We start from the raw sequence: 14224 nt of genomic DNA on the forward strand, positions 1-14224 counted from the left end.
AATGGAGGCAGCTCTCGTCTCCTGAGTGTGTCCCGGAGAATTGCAGCATATTAGGGGACGGTTGCTCTCTTCCTCGTCTTCTCCACCCGCTCGAAGTGGAACATCTGCCTCGTCCTGATGAACAGGGAGAGCAACCCTGGTGGATACCGAGACCCGTTGAGGCTCGAAGAGCCCTGCTCTCGGCAACCTGCTCGGAGGCGAGAAGTTCCCCTTCCCACAGAGGATGGCCCTGCTGGACAATCTCTCGCATGTCCGCCCCCTCTATCCGTGCTACTGTCCAGACCGCCAGGTCCGCCATCAACGAGTTCAAGAAACGCGGTGGTCCGAAAAGTCCCGAGGGGAAAGAGCGGAGTTCATTCAATTCCTTACGCCACGGTCTGAGTGCCAAGCATCTGCTCCTACCTGGAGAGAATGCCGCCGAGTACGAGGCGCACATGGACTCGTGGTTCTCCACTCTGGCGCCCACCAGCCTGCCCGAAGCCACCCTGGTGGCGCAGCTCGGGGATACGGCCTGGAAGCTGGAGCGATTGAGTAAGCTGGAGAATGGACGGAGCCTTGCCAGTTTGGAGGAGGCTCTGGAGAAGACGCCCGAGTTCGAGAGGTTCGTCCTCACCCGCCGCGCACTCCAGGCCGTGAGCGCCTTCGTGGAGATCGTGGACGCCTGCCCGGCGCCGCAGGATGCGGTGCAGACCGACGCCTTGCTGGTCGCTGTGGATGGCACCACGAAGATCGTCCGTGAGGTGCCGGAGCTGCCGGAGGCAGTGATACAGCCCCTCGCTTTCTCGCTCGGCCATGCCCGGGAGACCTCCAAGGAAGGGCGGATGCACCCGGACGCCTACCGGGCCCTGGGAAACGCCGCCAAGGTACTGAAGGGGGCCCTTTCCGCGAAGCTGGCTGAGGACGAGGGTGCGCTGGCGGCGGTACGCGAACGGCTGGCCGCCGAGGTGCTGCTGCTGGACGACGCGGACCTGCGGAAGCTGGAGCGGCACCGCAAGCTGCTGGAGACCGCCATGCAGCGGCAGCTCGGGCTCCTCGACCAGCTCCGCGCCCAGGTGGCCGCCGTGAAGGCCCAGAACCCGGCCGAGGCCAAGGAGCTGCGCGTGCGCCTGCGGCTCGTGAAGTGATTCCTCGGGTTCGTTCTGACGCCTCTTCCGGGCCCTCTTCGCCCTGGCTCGCTAATCGGTAGCCCTATCCAACCTGGGTGAGCACTCCCGGGATGGGGGGGACAGGGGTTCCCTTGTCGCAGGTCCACCTGTAAGCCCCCTGGTCTTCTTCCAGACCCTGGGGGATGGGGGCTCTCAAGATTTTTTTGGGGGATTCTCCAGCGGGCTGCTCCCGGTACGCGATCCCTGGAGGGCTTCGCCCAGGGGTTACTGATGGCCGTACCCAGTGTTCGCCCTCCAGCTCCTCGCGCACGAGGGGGTAGGGCACCCCTGATACTTAAAAATCTGGAGGACCACCGGCAGAAGTGACCGGGGACCTCCGGCGATGGAACTGCACCGGAGCTGGTGCCACCGGGATCGGGGCCCGTGGAGACGAACCGGCCCCCGCCACACCACCCGGCCAAGACCGGGAGCATCATCGCTGGTATTGGTGCGACAGGGGCCGTGCTTCAACTCCGGGCATCTTCACCGCCCGTGCCGCGTCACCTCGCGCAGGTGCTCGGCCAGCCCGATCAAAATGGCCGCTGCCACCCGTAGGGTGATTGGTGAGGCGGCCAGCTTCTTCACGGCACCCAGCATCGTCGTCACCTCCCTTCCCCTGGAACTCCAGGCACGATACAGGCCGCAGCCGATCAGTCCGGCTCCCCGATGGAGGGCGATTGCGCCCCCTGCGTGCCGGGCTGGGCGGGAGGGCTGTCCTCACGAGGAGGCTCTATTCCCGCTACTGGACCGGGTTGCTCGGTTTCCTTCTTCTCGGACGGAGACGGCCTCGGCCCTGCGCTCCAGTCCCAAGGCCGCAGAACCACATCATCCCTGTCCGCGTTCTCCCCGGCGGTGACGTTGTGCGGCGTCAACAGGTGCGCCGGGTTCTCCTCGCCTCGGAGCACACGGCCGAGCTGATGCAGCCTGGTCTCCACCAGCAGCAGGATGGCGCTGATGATGACGGGCGCGCTGTGCACCCGCTCCGGGTCGGGCACCGCGCCCATGGCGACGCTGTCTGCGATCCAGTGGGCGCCCTCAATGGCATAACGAATTTCCCCTAACTCGGCGGAGAGGCTGACGTGTTCCATCTGGATTCCTCCTCGGGTGGATTGGATGAAGACGCACTGGCCAACCAGTCAGGACGTCAGCGGAGATGACCGCCATGAGCCTTATTCCGAGGAACACGCGGGTTTAACCGGCCACTCTCCACGGAGTTGCCGGGCCGCATGGGAGCTGATTCGGGGCCACGAGGGCAAGTTCAAGAGGGGGTGGTTTGTTCTCCTACTATGGGCTACGGTCGCTCACCGGCTCTTTTTCGGGTCGGCATCCAACTATCCTTGGTAACTTGCTTCGCTTGGCTACATGCCCGGCTTCCTGACGAGGGTAAGGATCGATGATGGTGGTCGCAGTCTTCGCAAAGGACGGCCAAAGCGTCTTCCGCGCCATGAAGGAGGACCCTGATGGCCTACCGACTGTGGCACCAACGGCTCGAACGCTCGGCGTCCGACCTGGCGAGCCGCCCCTTGTTGATGGAGTCATTGTTCCGCTGATGGGCGGAATGTCCGTCGCTATCGACGATCCGAAGGCGCTGCCGGAGCATCGTCGACCACCTTCGCTCGGCGGCACGGGGCGCGACCCGGTATTCTCGGCTACCGTGCCAATTTCGAGCAGCCTGTGTATCCATCAAGAACGGCCGCCGCATAAGCACGCGAGTGTCGAGCCGATCAAGGCCTGTGGTCGTGACGAGTACGAAGGACTCCTGGCCGCCACACGTTCTCGGTGGAGGAAGATCGCGTCATGACAGTGCCCCTTGATCAATACCTGAGGCTTCGTGCTGAACTGGCGCGAATCAGATGGGCTCATGCCGGGTTCGAATCACCGGAAGAGGATGCACTGCTCGACCGGATGGACGAGGCTTGGGCAGCATTGAGTGAGTCGGACCTCGCTGAACTGGAGCGGCGACCGCCGCCTATGCAGTTAACTCGACCGATGGCGCGACGGGTGCCCGGTCAAGTCGTCCGGCTCGACACAGATGTTTTCGCATTCGCACACGGGGCCATCGCTCCGCGCCGACTCGACGAGGTGGCGTGATATGTATTTGACTGCTCACCGCATCTTTTCACCCGCAACCGGTCGCACTGGAATCAACGCCTTCCGGTATCGGCACGGCGAGGGGGCAAAGGTTGATTGGACGAACCCGGACCCCACCGTCGTGCCTGAGACTGAGCCCGGTGAACTCGCCAGCGATGAGGTTGAGGTTGCTCCCGGAGGCAATCTCGTCCGCAGTTATCTCGATGTGGTCGCTCATGACTCGACAACTGTGACCGCGATTACGCAAGCGCTCGATCGATTTCGCGCATCGGACTTCGGCTCGCTTCCTGCCGTGCTTCGGGGCGCAGTAGGTGTCCGATTCAGCGCCGAAGTAGGCCTTGCCCCAGAGGCACGACCCGCTGAGTTCGATGCTCTCCGCGAGAGGCTGGACCGTCTGCTGCGCTCACCGCCCGCATCAACTTGGCGTGGCCTTGAGCCGCTGACGATTGAAATGAAAGTATCGCCAGACGAAGAAACCTCGTTCCAACTGACCCACCCTGCTGTGGAGAGGCTCCGTGTTGTCGCTGGTCCCGACTGGAGGCCGACAACAATCCGCGTGCGCAAGGAGGTCCGTGAAGATCTCGCATTCTACCAGGGGGACATCCTTCGCGAACTCGTACGCTCTCTCGTTCCAAATGTGGGGGCAGAAGAAATTCTGCGACTTGGCGGGGTGCGCGTGGTCGACCCCGCTGGTAAACTCATCGCGGAGTGGCCGATCCGTCGCACCATCGGAACCGGGTATTGCCTCAACTGCCACCAGCACAACACTCTAATTGGCAGCGGGGCGGCGTGGACATTGGTTGGCGGCGGGGCGGTGTGGAAATGCACTTCATGTGGCTCGGTTCAGAATAATAACGGTCTGTGGGTGGCTACGCTGAGCTGACGCGCAGGCTGGAGGTAAGCACGGCCTTGAATGCCGGGCCTCCGATTTCAGATAGCCTCCCGACACCTGTGTTGCAGCAAGGGGGCGGCGGAGTGATGTATCCGATTGCCGCAGGGCTGAAGCTTGCATCCAACATGCGCTTGCGCGCAGGATGCTCGCGCGGCCCTTGCAGGAGTTCGGTTGGCAAATCGAGAAGTTGGGGCTTCTGCCTGGAACCATTCGGGACATGGTCCACGCGGACCGCGTCATCGTTCCTGGCTTTGGCCGAGGTGGTGCGGTCGTCTATCAGCTCAGGGATGGTGTATTGAAGCTGAAGACCGTTTTGCAGTGGAGGCCGTGATGGGGCAGACGGATTCCAAGAAGAAGCTCGGGCGCTTCGAGCTGCGAGTCTCCGAAGACAATCAGGACGTGGCCTATTTGCGCCTCCCGAGTCACCCCGGTGAGACCTGCAAGATGCAGAAATCGGTCAGGCTGGCCGAACTCATGGGGTCCTACACGGGCCCCGATGTGGTGCTCGACTTCGACCAAGATGGAGTTCTGGTCGGAATCGAGATCCTGGCGTGATGCCCTGCCGATGATGACGCGCATGGCCCCGCTTTGAGCTGAGCACCCAGTAGTGGGCCTCTACTGGCCGGGGGAATGAATCTCCCCCCAGCAGTCTACACTATCTGTGTATTGCGCCGATTCGTTCTCACTCCACACCGTTCTCGTCTACCAATTTGGAGGATGAGAGGGCCTGTTGCACCTCTTTCAATAGCTCGTCTCTTTGCGCGTAAGCAACTCTGAGCTTTTCGATGCTCGGCTCGCTGCTGTCGAGTGTGAGTTCGGCTGCACTAATCTGATCTCCAAGATCTAGCAACCGGGCCGTGAGTTCTTCATTTACCAAGCCAGATGCTGCAAGCTGCTTCAGCGGACTCATCGCGTAGCGGGGAATCGTCAGTCGGGCGTCTGAAAAGCTCCAGACTACATCATCCACGAAATAGGACTTCCACACGGGGCCATATAGTTTTGAATCCTCTGATAGATAATCCTCAAGATCATCCGCCGTGAAGCGATCGCCCTTCCAATTTCGGACTGCATGTTTGAAGTTCCCAATCAATAGGCGACTCTCGCCAGTATTGATCATGTTGAACAGTTCGCGAATCTGACGGATGGGGTGCCCACGGAACGATGCGCCGGACATCAATCTGTGGCTGAGGACAATGCAGGTGGAAAGATCGCACGAAGAAAGATCCCAGCCGAGTCGTCCGCCAAGGTACTTTCTGAATCCAGGGTCCTCCCATAGATTCTTCACTCGGTCGAGTTGCAACGCGGCCTCTTCCAGATAGTCCCAGGTTGTCCGTAGTTCGAACGCACTACATGGATGCAGTGGGCGCTTGCATTCAAATGCGAATACGCGATTTCCGATTTTGGCGAAAACGTCAAGATCGCCATTGATAGGATCGCCATTGAGTCCAGGGTATTCGTATTGAACTTCAGCCTTTACCTGGGCGCCCGATTTCTCGAGCACATCAGCAAGGGTCTTGGGGAGCGGATCATTGCGCCCGTCCGAGTGGAGGCGAGTTTTCGAAACTTGCAGGGCATTGCGGACCACATTTGATGAGGCCAAGATAAAAAAGGGCAAAGCTACTGCATCTCCAAGCTGGAGCAAGGGTTGGTATTGCAGGTCCAGAAAGGATTTTCTTCCCGCTTTCCAGGAGAAAAGTTTAAGAAATCCAGTTACGGACTGTTCCCGAAACCCAAGAGAGACGAGCATGCTGGTTAAGCCCTCTTCGGTCATTACACCTAGAAGGGAATTCCAGAGCACGCGCTCATCGACCTGTTCCTTTGCGAGAGCTTGACGACGCGCGATAGCCAGGAAGACAAAGACGCGCTGGAGTCGGATTGTTTCGCCCAGGGTTAGGCCAGGATTGGGTTGGAATGATTCCAGCGTGCTCGCGTCGGTCATCAGTTCCTGACAGGTCAATCCAAGCGCGGCTCCCTCCTCAGCGAAGTATTCTTCGGTTGAGAATATTTCTTTTCCCAACAGCTTCCAGGCGGGCTCAGGAAGTTGGAATCGTAGTGCCTCCTCTCCTGGATCGCCTTTCAGAGCCATTACTTTGCTGCCTAGTCGTTCGACAAAGTCGCCGCACAATTGAATAAGCGAGACCGCGTTGGAGGGAGGGGTTGGAGCGTGCAGGAACGGTGCGCCTGCTTGACGCGCGTATCCAAACGAAAGAGCCATGCCGATACGGCTATCGGGCGGGCTGATCTGGTAGTGCCCCTGTGATGAAGCGGTGCAGCGGTAACCCATTCGATATACATACGCCTCTAAATCGATGAGTTCGCGCAGTCGATAGGCCAGCAGGACGTCTTCTTGGAATGTGCTTGGATGCGGGTCGCTCTCTTTGAAACGCCCAAACTGGGAAAGAGAAAGACCATGCATCTTGTCGTACGCTTCGAGGGCATAGGAGACACCGGATGCAATTGCCTCCCTTTCTAGTAAGTCAAAGGAGCGCGCATGTGGCACCGATGGGCGCGGTCGCCAATCAAAGAAGGCGATCTCGGCAAGGGAGAGTAGTGCGTGGAGAGAAACGTCGGAGTTCTCTTGGAGACGGCTGAGCAGCGCTGCCTCATCTTTACGGGTCGCCCTGTACAACTCGACGTAATTCTGAAAATCCGAGAGAGCCTCTGCGCTCTTCTCCAACTCGGGTAGGAGAGATGCGCGTTGGCGGAGTTGAGTCAGTACCGCCGTCAGGATTGGCAGTTGTCCCTCGGGGTACACTGAAGCACGCAGCGCCTCGGTGTACCGGGCCATTCGAATCAGAGCGCCGTCAGAAAGTAGAAGCCCGAGCAGTCCCCAGTTGACTGCTACCCCCAAATTTCCGGCAGCTACAGCCTTTTGGAGCTGGCTTCCAATACCTCGAACGGCATCCTCTTCTAGAAGAATGCGCGTGTAACTTCGCCGGAATTGGATTGCAGCCTGCTCCCAGTCACTAGGCCATCCCTTTACGAGCTTTCGGAGTTCCTTGTCGTTAAGAAGCTTATCCAAAATCGTACCCTCGGGCGCGCGTTTCGGGCGCGCATAGGCATAGGTCGAGATGAAACAAGATCGTGCGAATCACCCGTGAAGAATGGGTGAAGCGGGAGTAGAGCGGCGCAGTACCGACGGAGATTATTTGGTGATAAAACGAAGGGCTAGCCAAGCGGATTCCAGGTCACCGCCGCCCCTCTTCAACAGCCCGAACGGGAACCGTACCGGTCAATGCTCGGTCGCCCAACAGGCTGGAGATCGAGTTCGTGGTCTGTACGGATTCTGTACGGACCCGGCCGGTGGCGAGTGAACGCCAGCGAACAGCCACGGTCAGGAAGAATAGGGGGTTATGGCCAGGGGTTCAGCAGGTGAGGGGCAGTGCCGGGATTATGAGACCGCCGCTCTAACCAGGTGAGCTACCTGGCCAAAAAGTGGGCCCTCTCATAGCGGGACCTTCGCCCCACTGCAAGAGGATAGGTGAGCCGATGTGAATCTGACTGCCTTGGGGACGGCCAGCCGGGCCCTGGAGCCGGGCTTCGAGACCGGCCTTCCACACTCCTGGGATGGGAACAGCGGACCGCGCCGCTTCACTTCCCAGGACATTCCGCCGGGTACCCATAAGCCGAGCTTTTCGAGCGGAGCCGGAGGAACGTCCTCCACTACCTTGCGCAGTGGCCGAGGTGCTCTGCGGGAAGGGCCTGCGGCAGCTCTGCCTTCAGGACTTCAAGCAGGCACTCAACGGCTGGTACGACGTGGAAGTGGGGACATCCCAGCCAGGCGGTACCGGAGCGCGGCCATCAATGCATTCTGCTCTTGGCTCCGCGAGGAGGCGGCGGTGCTCACAAGGTCCTTATGCCGAAGCACCGGCGTTTTTGATGCTCCCCTCGGATGACGCCGCCGAGAACGGGGAGGATCGGAAACTGTCAGACCAATAGGGTACCAGATTTGAATGGCTACTCATCAGGGTGTGGCCATCATCGGGGGTAATTCCCATGAAGCTGGGCTGGACGGCGGCGCTGCTGGTGCTCCTCGCCGGGTGTGGTACCGCTTCTCGGGCCGTGCTCCTGGACACGGGTCAGGCCGACACTCTCGTTTTCACCCCACGTACTGGTGCCAGGCCGGTGAACTTGAACGGCGACGAGTTCAAGGAGGCCGTGGCGAAGCGTGCCTGGGAGGTTCAGCCCTCCACTCGACCCCAGGACGCCGCCCGGAAGTTGTTCGATGTCGAGGCGCGGAGTGGTTCGTACACGTACGAGACACTCAGCCGTCGCGTCACTCCGCTAGGGCCGGACGAACATCAGGACAGGGCACCACCGGCGGCGGAGGTGGAGTTGACTCGCGCCTACCTGCGCTGGTGCGAGCGCACCGGCAGACCCGGAGACTGTCTCCGCCTGTTGACGGAGAGCCCCATCATCAACGGGGATGGCCGTTTCGCTCTGGCCCTGGCCCTCGCCAAGGGCGCCGTGCTCGATGAGATGCTGGAGGCGTTCAAGGACATGGCCGATCCACACGCCATGGTGGCGGCGGTTCTCTGGACCTGGACCACGTACATGGTCCTCATCTCGCTTCCCGACGTGACGGTCTCGAAAGGCCTGGCGGCGGTGATGACCGCCACACTCATCTCGTACGTGGGCGTCGACACCTTCTGGGGTCTCGTCGTGGGCTTCAAGCGACTGATGGACGAGGCGGATCGGGCCATCACGTTCAACGAACTGCGTGAGGCCGGGGAGCGGTACGGCAAGGTGATGGGCCGCAACGCGGCGCGTGCGTTCGCCATGCTGGCCATGGTGGCCATGGTGGTGCTCGGCAACACGGCGCCGGGGTTGGTGGCGAAGGTGCCGACGCTGCCCGGTGCGATGCAGGCGGCGGCACAGGCGGAGACGCAGGTGGGTATCCGCCTCGCGGCAGTGGGGGAGGTGGAGACGGTTGCCGTGAGTGCCGAGACCATCACCATCGCACTTGCTCCGGGCGTCGTGGCGATGTCGGCTCAGGGGTCGGGTGCCACGAGCGCTCCGCTCCCGGCGCGCGGTGATGACATTTCGGTCAAAGATGCGCACGTAGACGTTCCCAAGCACAACCTTGACCGCCTGGCTCCAACGTGGCCAGAGCAACGACGGTTTCTCATCGACGCTGTCCGCCAGCTCGATGGGAAGGTCAGCGCATTGGCCACAACCCCCCAAGGGTCCATCTTCGAGAGCACCCTCAAGATCAATGATAGGTTCGGGGGGATTGCGAACCTGACCATTCGCTGGTTCAAGTACACGGACGGTCGAATCACCATCAACACCGCTTTCATTCCCCCATGAGCGCATTCGCGCCTGGGCCCGTGATGGGAAAGAGCCCATGGACCATCTCGAATTTCTGGCGAAGCGAGTGCTGGAGACAGGAGGAGCAGAGGCAGAGCGGGCCTTCCGCAGTGCGCTCCATCACGTTTCCGACCCCGCTGTACTCCGGGCGCTTGCAGGAAAGTTCTACGCTGAGCCCGAGGTATCGGTGCTCACCTATGAACGACTCCTGGAGCTGTTGCCCAAGGATCTGCTCGCACGGGTTGAATTCGGATTCATCTATTTCCTCATGGGAGAAGACGGCGAGGCGAGTCGGCAACTTTGCATGGCCCAGGCGTTGGACCCGGAGCACGTGCAGGTTCTCACCTTGGAGGCGGCGCTGGCACGTGAGCCGGCCGAGAAGGTGCGGCTCTATCGCCGCATCCTCCAGAAAGAGCCGCTGAACGAGATTGCACGCGGCAAGCTCCGTGAGCTGGGGGAAACGCCGTAGTTCTTGGCCTGGAGGCCGTAATGGAGCAGACGGATTCCAAGAAGAAGCTCGGGCGCTTCGAGCTACGAGTCTCCGAGGACGATCAGGCCGTGGCCTATTTGCGCCTCCCGAGTCACTCCGGTGAGACCTGCAAGATGTCGAAGTCGATCAGGCTGGCCGAACTCATGGGATCCTACACGGGCCCCGATGTGGTGCTCGACTTCGACCAGGATGGAGTCCTGGTCGGAATCGAGCTCCTGGCGTGATGCCCTGCCGAGTAGGGTGTTGAGCCCTCGCGGCGTGGGGTTGTCAACACGTTCGAGCAGAACGTCTCACGGCGAAAGGGGAAGAGGGCCGGAGGCTAGTGGAGTGTCTTGCAAATTTTTCGACATAGTCAGGAGCGGTGTCGATCGACCCATTCGTGCATCTTGGCGGTAAATGCTCGCCGGAGCCCGTCGTGACGTGAAGGCAGAGGCATGAGCATGTCCGCCACCACCAAGGAGGCGGAAGAGATGGACATGAAGGAGCAGGCAGAGAAGTTCCGGAAGGTGGTGCTCGAGAGGGGAGGAGTGGGCCCGAGAGCGCGCTACACGACGGAGCAGAGACAGGAGGCGTTGGAGTACGTGCGAGCCCGGCAGAAGCAGGGGGCGAGCGTGGAGGAAGCGGCGAAGGAGTTGGGCATGAGCAGCTGGACGCTCAGCCGGTGGGGAAGCGCGGCGCGGCGAGCCGGCCAGCAGCAGCCCGCGAGGGCGGCGCTGGTACCGGTGGAGGTGAAGGCCGAGCGAGCCCCAGTGCGAGGAGGGGGGCTGGTGGTGCACGGGCCCGGGGGAGTGCGGGTGGAAGGGCTGTCGCTGGAGGACGCGGTGCGGCTGTTGCGGGGGCTTTTGTGATTGGCTCGACGCGTCGGCTCGCGGTGTACGCCTACGGGCAGCCGTGCGACATGCGCAAGAGCTTCGACGCGTTGTGCGGGCTGGTGACGCAGGCGCTGGGGCGGGACTTCCTCTCGGGAGACGTCTTCCTCTTCGTCGGACGGGACAGGAAGAGGGCCAAGGCGCTCTTCTGGGATGGCTCCGGCCTGTGCCTGTACGCCAAGAGGTTGGAGAAGGGACGCTTCGCCCCGCTGTGGCAGCGCGAGAGCGGCGAGCAGCCGCTGGCGCTGACGGTGTCGGAGCTGGCCCTCTTCCTGGAGGGCAGCGAGCTGGTGGGGCGAGCGCCGCTGTCGCCTGAGCCGTACAAGCTGGTGCCTCTCTTCCAACCCCAGACAGCGCAGGGGGTGACTTCGTGAGTCATGCGGCACGGACTACTTGCGCGGGAGGGTAAAGCCATGTCACTACCGGGTGCATGAGCTTCCACCTGGAAACAGAGAAGGACGTGGAGAGGCTGCGACAGGCGGCCCTCCTGCTGGAGGCGGAGAACAAGCGCCTGGTGGCGCGAGTGGTGGAGCTCACGCGCAAGCTGATGAGCGCGCAGGGCCAGGACGCCAAGGAGCTGCAGCTGCGCTTGCAAGAGTTGGAGCGGCAGTTGGCCCAGCGCACCGAGGAGTTGTTCGGCCGCTCCAGCGCGCCATGCGCGGGCTGGCCCTGGGCCGCAAGAACCACTACGGCAGCCGGAGCCTGCGCGGCACCGAGGTGGCGGCCCTCTACTACAGCCTCATGGAGACAGCGAAGCTGTGCGGGGTGGACCCCAAGCGCCACCTGCGAGAGGCCGCGCTGGCGGCTCTGCGTGGAGACCCGATTCCCCTGCCCAACCAGCTCGAGCAGTCCGAGGTGGGCTGACGCACCGCACTCTCTGCTGCATGTCCTGAGTGGACCGGGCGCCGCAGTGGCCATCGCACCGCGGTGAGCGTCCCGTCATGCCCTGCGCTCGTCGTCAAGCTCCTCGGTCACGGGGACCGGCGAGCATTTACGGACCTCAAGCAGGCACTCAACGGTGTGGCCCCTGGAGCCCCTCCTGCCGGGGAGGTCGGGCGCATCGTGGTCGAGCTGAACGCGGCGGAGCGCGAGGTCCGAGGCACCTACACACTCAAGCTGTGGGCGGAAGAGGCCGGAGCCGGAAGCGTGAGCCTCGACGGCGTGACCTTCCCGTAGGCGCACAGCTTCCTTTCATCGGGAAGTGGGCCTGCCCACAGTGGCCACCGTCCTCGCGTGGGCAATGGCGTTCAGGCTCTCCTTCCGGAGGAAGTGCTCCTTGCGGATGCGCAGGACCCTCCGCTCCGCGTCCTCGAGCATCTCCCATGCTTCCCGGGCTCTGCGGGGGAAGAGGTGGAGCGATTGCACGTAGAGGCAGGCGATGTGGACGCGCAGCGCGAGGTTGGAGAAGCCGAGCCGCTGGACACGGCGAAGCCACTGGCCGAACTCCTCCCATGGCATGTCGAACGAGTACGCCTGAGAAACGAGATCCTCCGCGATGCTGCGCCGGGTCTGCTGGCGTTCAACCTCGGTCTTCGCCTCGCGCAACCACCGTTTCTCCAGTTCCAGCAATGCGCGCTTGATCTCCTCGTAGGGGGCGTCGGCCTTGAGCAGCGTCACGAGGAGCTGGTCCTTTTCCCGTCCACGCGCGAGCCCTCGCTCTTTTCGTGTGCGTCGCATGGTCACGCTCCTGGACAGGGCTTGTCGTTGGCCTCCTTGGGCCATGAACCGTAGCGCATGCAGGCCTCGAAGCACGCCTTGCACTGCGTTTCGTCCCAGACGCGGCCCTCGATGCTTCCACCGCCAGCATCGATGCACCTCTCATAGGCCGGCGTGCAGATGTCCTTGCGCCACCTCTCCTTTTCGGCGCGGGTCGGGAGCTTGGGAACCGCTGCATTGATTCGCTCAGCCGACTGCGGCGGAGGTGTTACACCACACCTTTCGTACTGGCCGGGGTTCATCTTCAGGCAGCAGGTGACGGTGCTGTCCGTCTGGTTGCACTCGCTGTCCACGAGAATTGCGTCCGCACCCGCACACCCCGAGGCCAACACCACGGCGATGACGATCGCCAGGGGCGGGCCAGACGAACTGGCGTAAAGCCTCAAGAGGCGCATGCATCCCCCCTGGTGGTTGCCATGCGAGCTTCAGGCAACTCGCCGTAATCTTCAATCCAGGTAGGGGGTTGAGCCCTCGCGGCGTGGGGTTGTCAACACGTTCGAGCAGAACGTCTCACGGCGAAAGGGGAAGAGGGCTGGAAGCCAGTTCCCGCCTTTCCTCCGGCCGCTACATCCCGGAGGTCTGGGCGATGATCTCCTTCATCATCTCGGAGGTCCCTCCGCCGATGGTCAGCAGGCGCACGTCCCTCCAGGCCCGGGCGATGTTCGTCTCCTCGATGTAGCCCATGCCTCCGTAGAACTGCTGGCAGTCGTAGGCCACCCGCTGGGCGAGGTCTCCCGTGTACAGCTTGACCATGGAGATCTCCTTCAATGGCCTCTGCTTCCCTTGGAAGAGCTCCACCGTGTGGTAGGTGAGTTGCCGGCCGGCCGCCACCGCGGTCAGGTGCTCGGCGAACTTGTGGCGCCACACCTGGTACTCGATGAGCCGCTTGCCGAAGGACTCGCGCTCTCGTCCGTACCGGATGGCCTCTTCCAGCATTCGCTGCATCACCGCGACGGCGTTGATCGCCGTCACCAGCCGCTCGGACTGGAAGCCGTTCATGATGTGGAAGAAGCCGTCGTTCTCCCGGCCCAGCGCGTAGCGCGCCGGAATCCGGCAGTCCTCGAAGTAGAGGATGGCCGTATCCGAGGAGAGGTTGCCCACCTTCTCCAGCTTCTTCGATACCTGGAAGCCCTTCACGTCGGTGGGCAGGGTCACCAGAGAGATGCCCGCGGCACCCGGGCCACCCGTGCGCACCGCCAGGATGATGAAGTCCGCCCGGGTCCCGTTGGTGATCCACATCTTCGAGCCGTTGATGACGTAGTCCCCGCCCACCCGTTTCGCGGTGGTCCGCAGGTTCGCCAGGTCCGAACCCGCTCCAGGCTCGCTCATCCCCAGTGCGGCGATCTTCTCGCCGGCGAGCGCAGGGACGAGGAACTCGCGCTTCTGCTCCTCGGTGCCCACCTCGCCGAGGATCGGCGTCGCCATCTGACCCTGCACCATCAGCGCCATGCTGACGCCCGCGTTGTCCGTGCGGGCCAGCTCCTCGGCCAGGACGGTCACGAACCAGTAGTCGAGTCCGCTGCCTCCGTACCGTGGATCATGGTGGATACCGAAGAGGCCCAGCTCGCCACACTTGCGGAACACCTCCCTCGGGAAGATGCCCGCGCGATCCCACTCCAGGGCATGGGGGGCCAGCTCCTTCTCCACGAACCGGCGGACCGTCCGGCGGAAGGTCTCGTGCTCCTCGGTGAACGGATGGCTCATGGTGCTC

General features: G+C 62.4%; 14 protein-coding genes and 2 pseudogenes. 10 read left to right on the plus strand and 6 right to left on the minus strand.

Going from position 1 to position 14224, the window contains the following annotated elements; all coding sequences use genetic code 11:
- The first annotated feature begins 434 nt into the window (after positions 1–434).
- Positions 435–1124 (plus strand): hypothetical protein, encoded by a 690-nt coding sequence (locus JQX13_RS36340; protein WP_239014068.1) that lies wholly within the window; start codon positions 435–437, stop codon positions 1122–1124.
- 504 nt (positions 1125–1628) lie between these two features.
- Here JQX13_RS36340 and JQX13_RS55650 read toward each other — a convergent pair.
- Together JQX13_RS55650 and JQX13_RS36345 are read right to left on the minus strand one after the other, a co-directional pair.
- A complete protein-coding gene (locus JQX13_RS55650; protein WP_275424896.1) occupies positions 1629–1751 on the minus strand; it encodes a hypothetical protein in 123 nt (40 codons plus the stop codon).
- Between the two features lie 44 nt (positions 1752–1795).
- Positions 1796–2233 carry a hypothetical protein gene (locus JQX13_RS36345; protein WP_203404020.1) on the minus strand — a complete coding sequence of 146 codons (438 nt, stop codon included), beginning with the start codon at positions 2231–2233 and terminating at the stop codon, positions 1796–1798.
- A gap of 1004 nt (positions 2234–3237) precedes the next feature.
- Here JQX13_RS36345 and JQX13_RS36350 point away from each other — a divergent pair.
- The 3 genes and pseudogenes from JQX13_RS36350 to JQX13_RS36355 all read left to right on the plus strand — a co-directional run bounded on the left by JQX13_RS36350 (position 3238) and on the right by JQX13_RS36355 (position 4683).
- Positions 3238–4119 (plus strand): hypothetical protein, encoded by an 882-nt coding sequence (locus JQX13_RS36350; RefSeq protein ID WP_203404021.1) that lies wholly within the window; start codon positions 3238–3240, stop codon positions 4117–4119.
- A 147-nt stretch (positions 4120–4266) separates the two neighbouring features.
- Positions 4267–4459 (plus strand): annotated as a pseudogene (locus JQX13_RS56585) (AHH domain-containing protein); the annotation flags it as partial.
- Entirely contained in the window at positions 4459–4683 is a 225-nt protein-coding gene (locus tag JQX13_RS36355; RefSeq protein WP_203404022.1) for a DUF2283 domain-containing protein, read from the plus strand. The pseudogene JQX13_RS56585 and the gene JQX13_RS36355, both read left to right, overlap by 1 nt.
- A 127-nt stretch (positions 4684–4810) precedes the next feature.
- Here JQX13_RS36355 and JQX13_RS36360 read toward each other — a convergent pair whose 3' ends face one another.
- On the minus strand, positions 4811–7150 hold the full coding sequence (locus JQX13_RS36360; protein ID WP_203404023.1) for a hypothetical protein: 2340 nt from the start codon (positions 7148–7150) through the stop codon (positions 4811–4813).
- Between the two features lie 974 nt (positions 7151–8124).
- Between JQX13_RS36360 and sitA5 the strand changes: the two are divergent.
- The 6 genes and pseudogenes from sitA5 to JQX13_RS36390 all read left to right on the plus strand — a co-directional run.
- Positions 8125–9145 (plus strand): annotated as a pseudogene (gene sitA5, locus JQX13_RS36365) (SitA5 family polymorphic toxin); the annotation flags it as partial.
- A 330-nt stretch (positions 9146–9475) separates the two neighbouring features.
- Complete coding sequence (locus tag JQX13_RS36370; protein ID WP_203404024.1) at positions 9476–9907, plus strand: hypothetical protein; 432 nt, start codon at positions 9476–9478, stop codon at positions 9905–9907.
- A gap of 20 nt (positions 9908–9927) precedes the next feature.
- Positions 9928–10152, plus strand: a complete 225-nt coding sequence (locus tag JQX13_RS36375) for a DUF2283 domain-containing protein (protein WP_203404025.1) — start codon at positions 9928–9930, stop codon at positions 10150–10152.
- A 210-nt stretch (positions 10153–10362) separates the two neighbouring features.
- A complete protein-coding gene (locus tag JQX13_RS36380; protein ID WP_203404026.1) occupies positions 10363–10776 on the plus strand; it encodes a transposase in 414 nt (137 codons plus the stop codon).
- Positions 10773–11171, plus strand: a complete 399-nt coding sequence (gene tnpB / locus JQX13_RS36385; RefSeq protein ID WP_203404027.1) for an IS66 family insertion sequence element accessory protein TnpB — start codon at positions 10773–10775, stop codon at positions 11169–11171. Before JQX13_RS36380 ends, tnpB begins: the two co-directional genes overlap by 4 nt.
- 280 nt (positions 11172–11451) lie before the next feature.
- Positions 11452–11661, plus strand: coding sequence for a transposase domain-containing protein (locus tag JQX13_RS36390; protein WP_203404028.1), 210 nt, complete (start codon positions 11452–11454; stop codon positions 11659–11661).
- A 327-nt stretch (positions 11662–11988) separates the two neighbouring features.
- Here the strand turns inward: JQX13_RS36390 and JQX13_RS36395 are convergent, their stop codons facing one another.
- From JQX13_RS36395 to JQX13_RS36405, 3 genes are all read right to left on the minus strand, one after another.
- The gene (locus JQX13_RS36395) at positions 11989–12474 is read right to left on the minus strand and encodes a hypothetical protein (protein ID WP_239014070.1); all 486 of its coding nucleotides are present in this window, start codon (positions 12472–12474) and stop codon (positions 11989–11991) included.
- 2 nt (positions 12475–12476) lie between these two features.
- Positions 12477–12908, minus strand: a complete 432-nt coding sequence (locus JQX13_RS36400; protein ID WP_203404029.1) for a hypothetical protein — start codon at positions 12906–12908, stop codon at positions 12477–12479.
- Between the two features lie 169 nt (positions 12909–13077).
- Entirely contained in the window at positions 13078–14217 is a 1140-nt protein-coding gene (locus JQX13_RS36405; protein ID WP_203404030.1) for an acyl-CoA dehydrogenase family protein, read from the minus strand.
- Positions 14218–14224: the final 7 nt, after the last annotated feature.

It is taken from the genome of Archangium violaceum (assembly GCF_016859125.1).
GTDB lineage: Bacteria > Myxococcota > Myxococcia > Myxococcales > Myxococcaceae > Archangium > Archangium violaceum_A.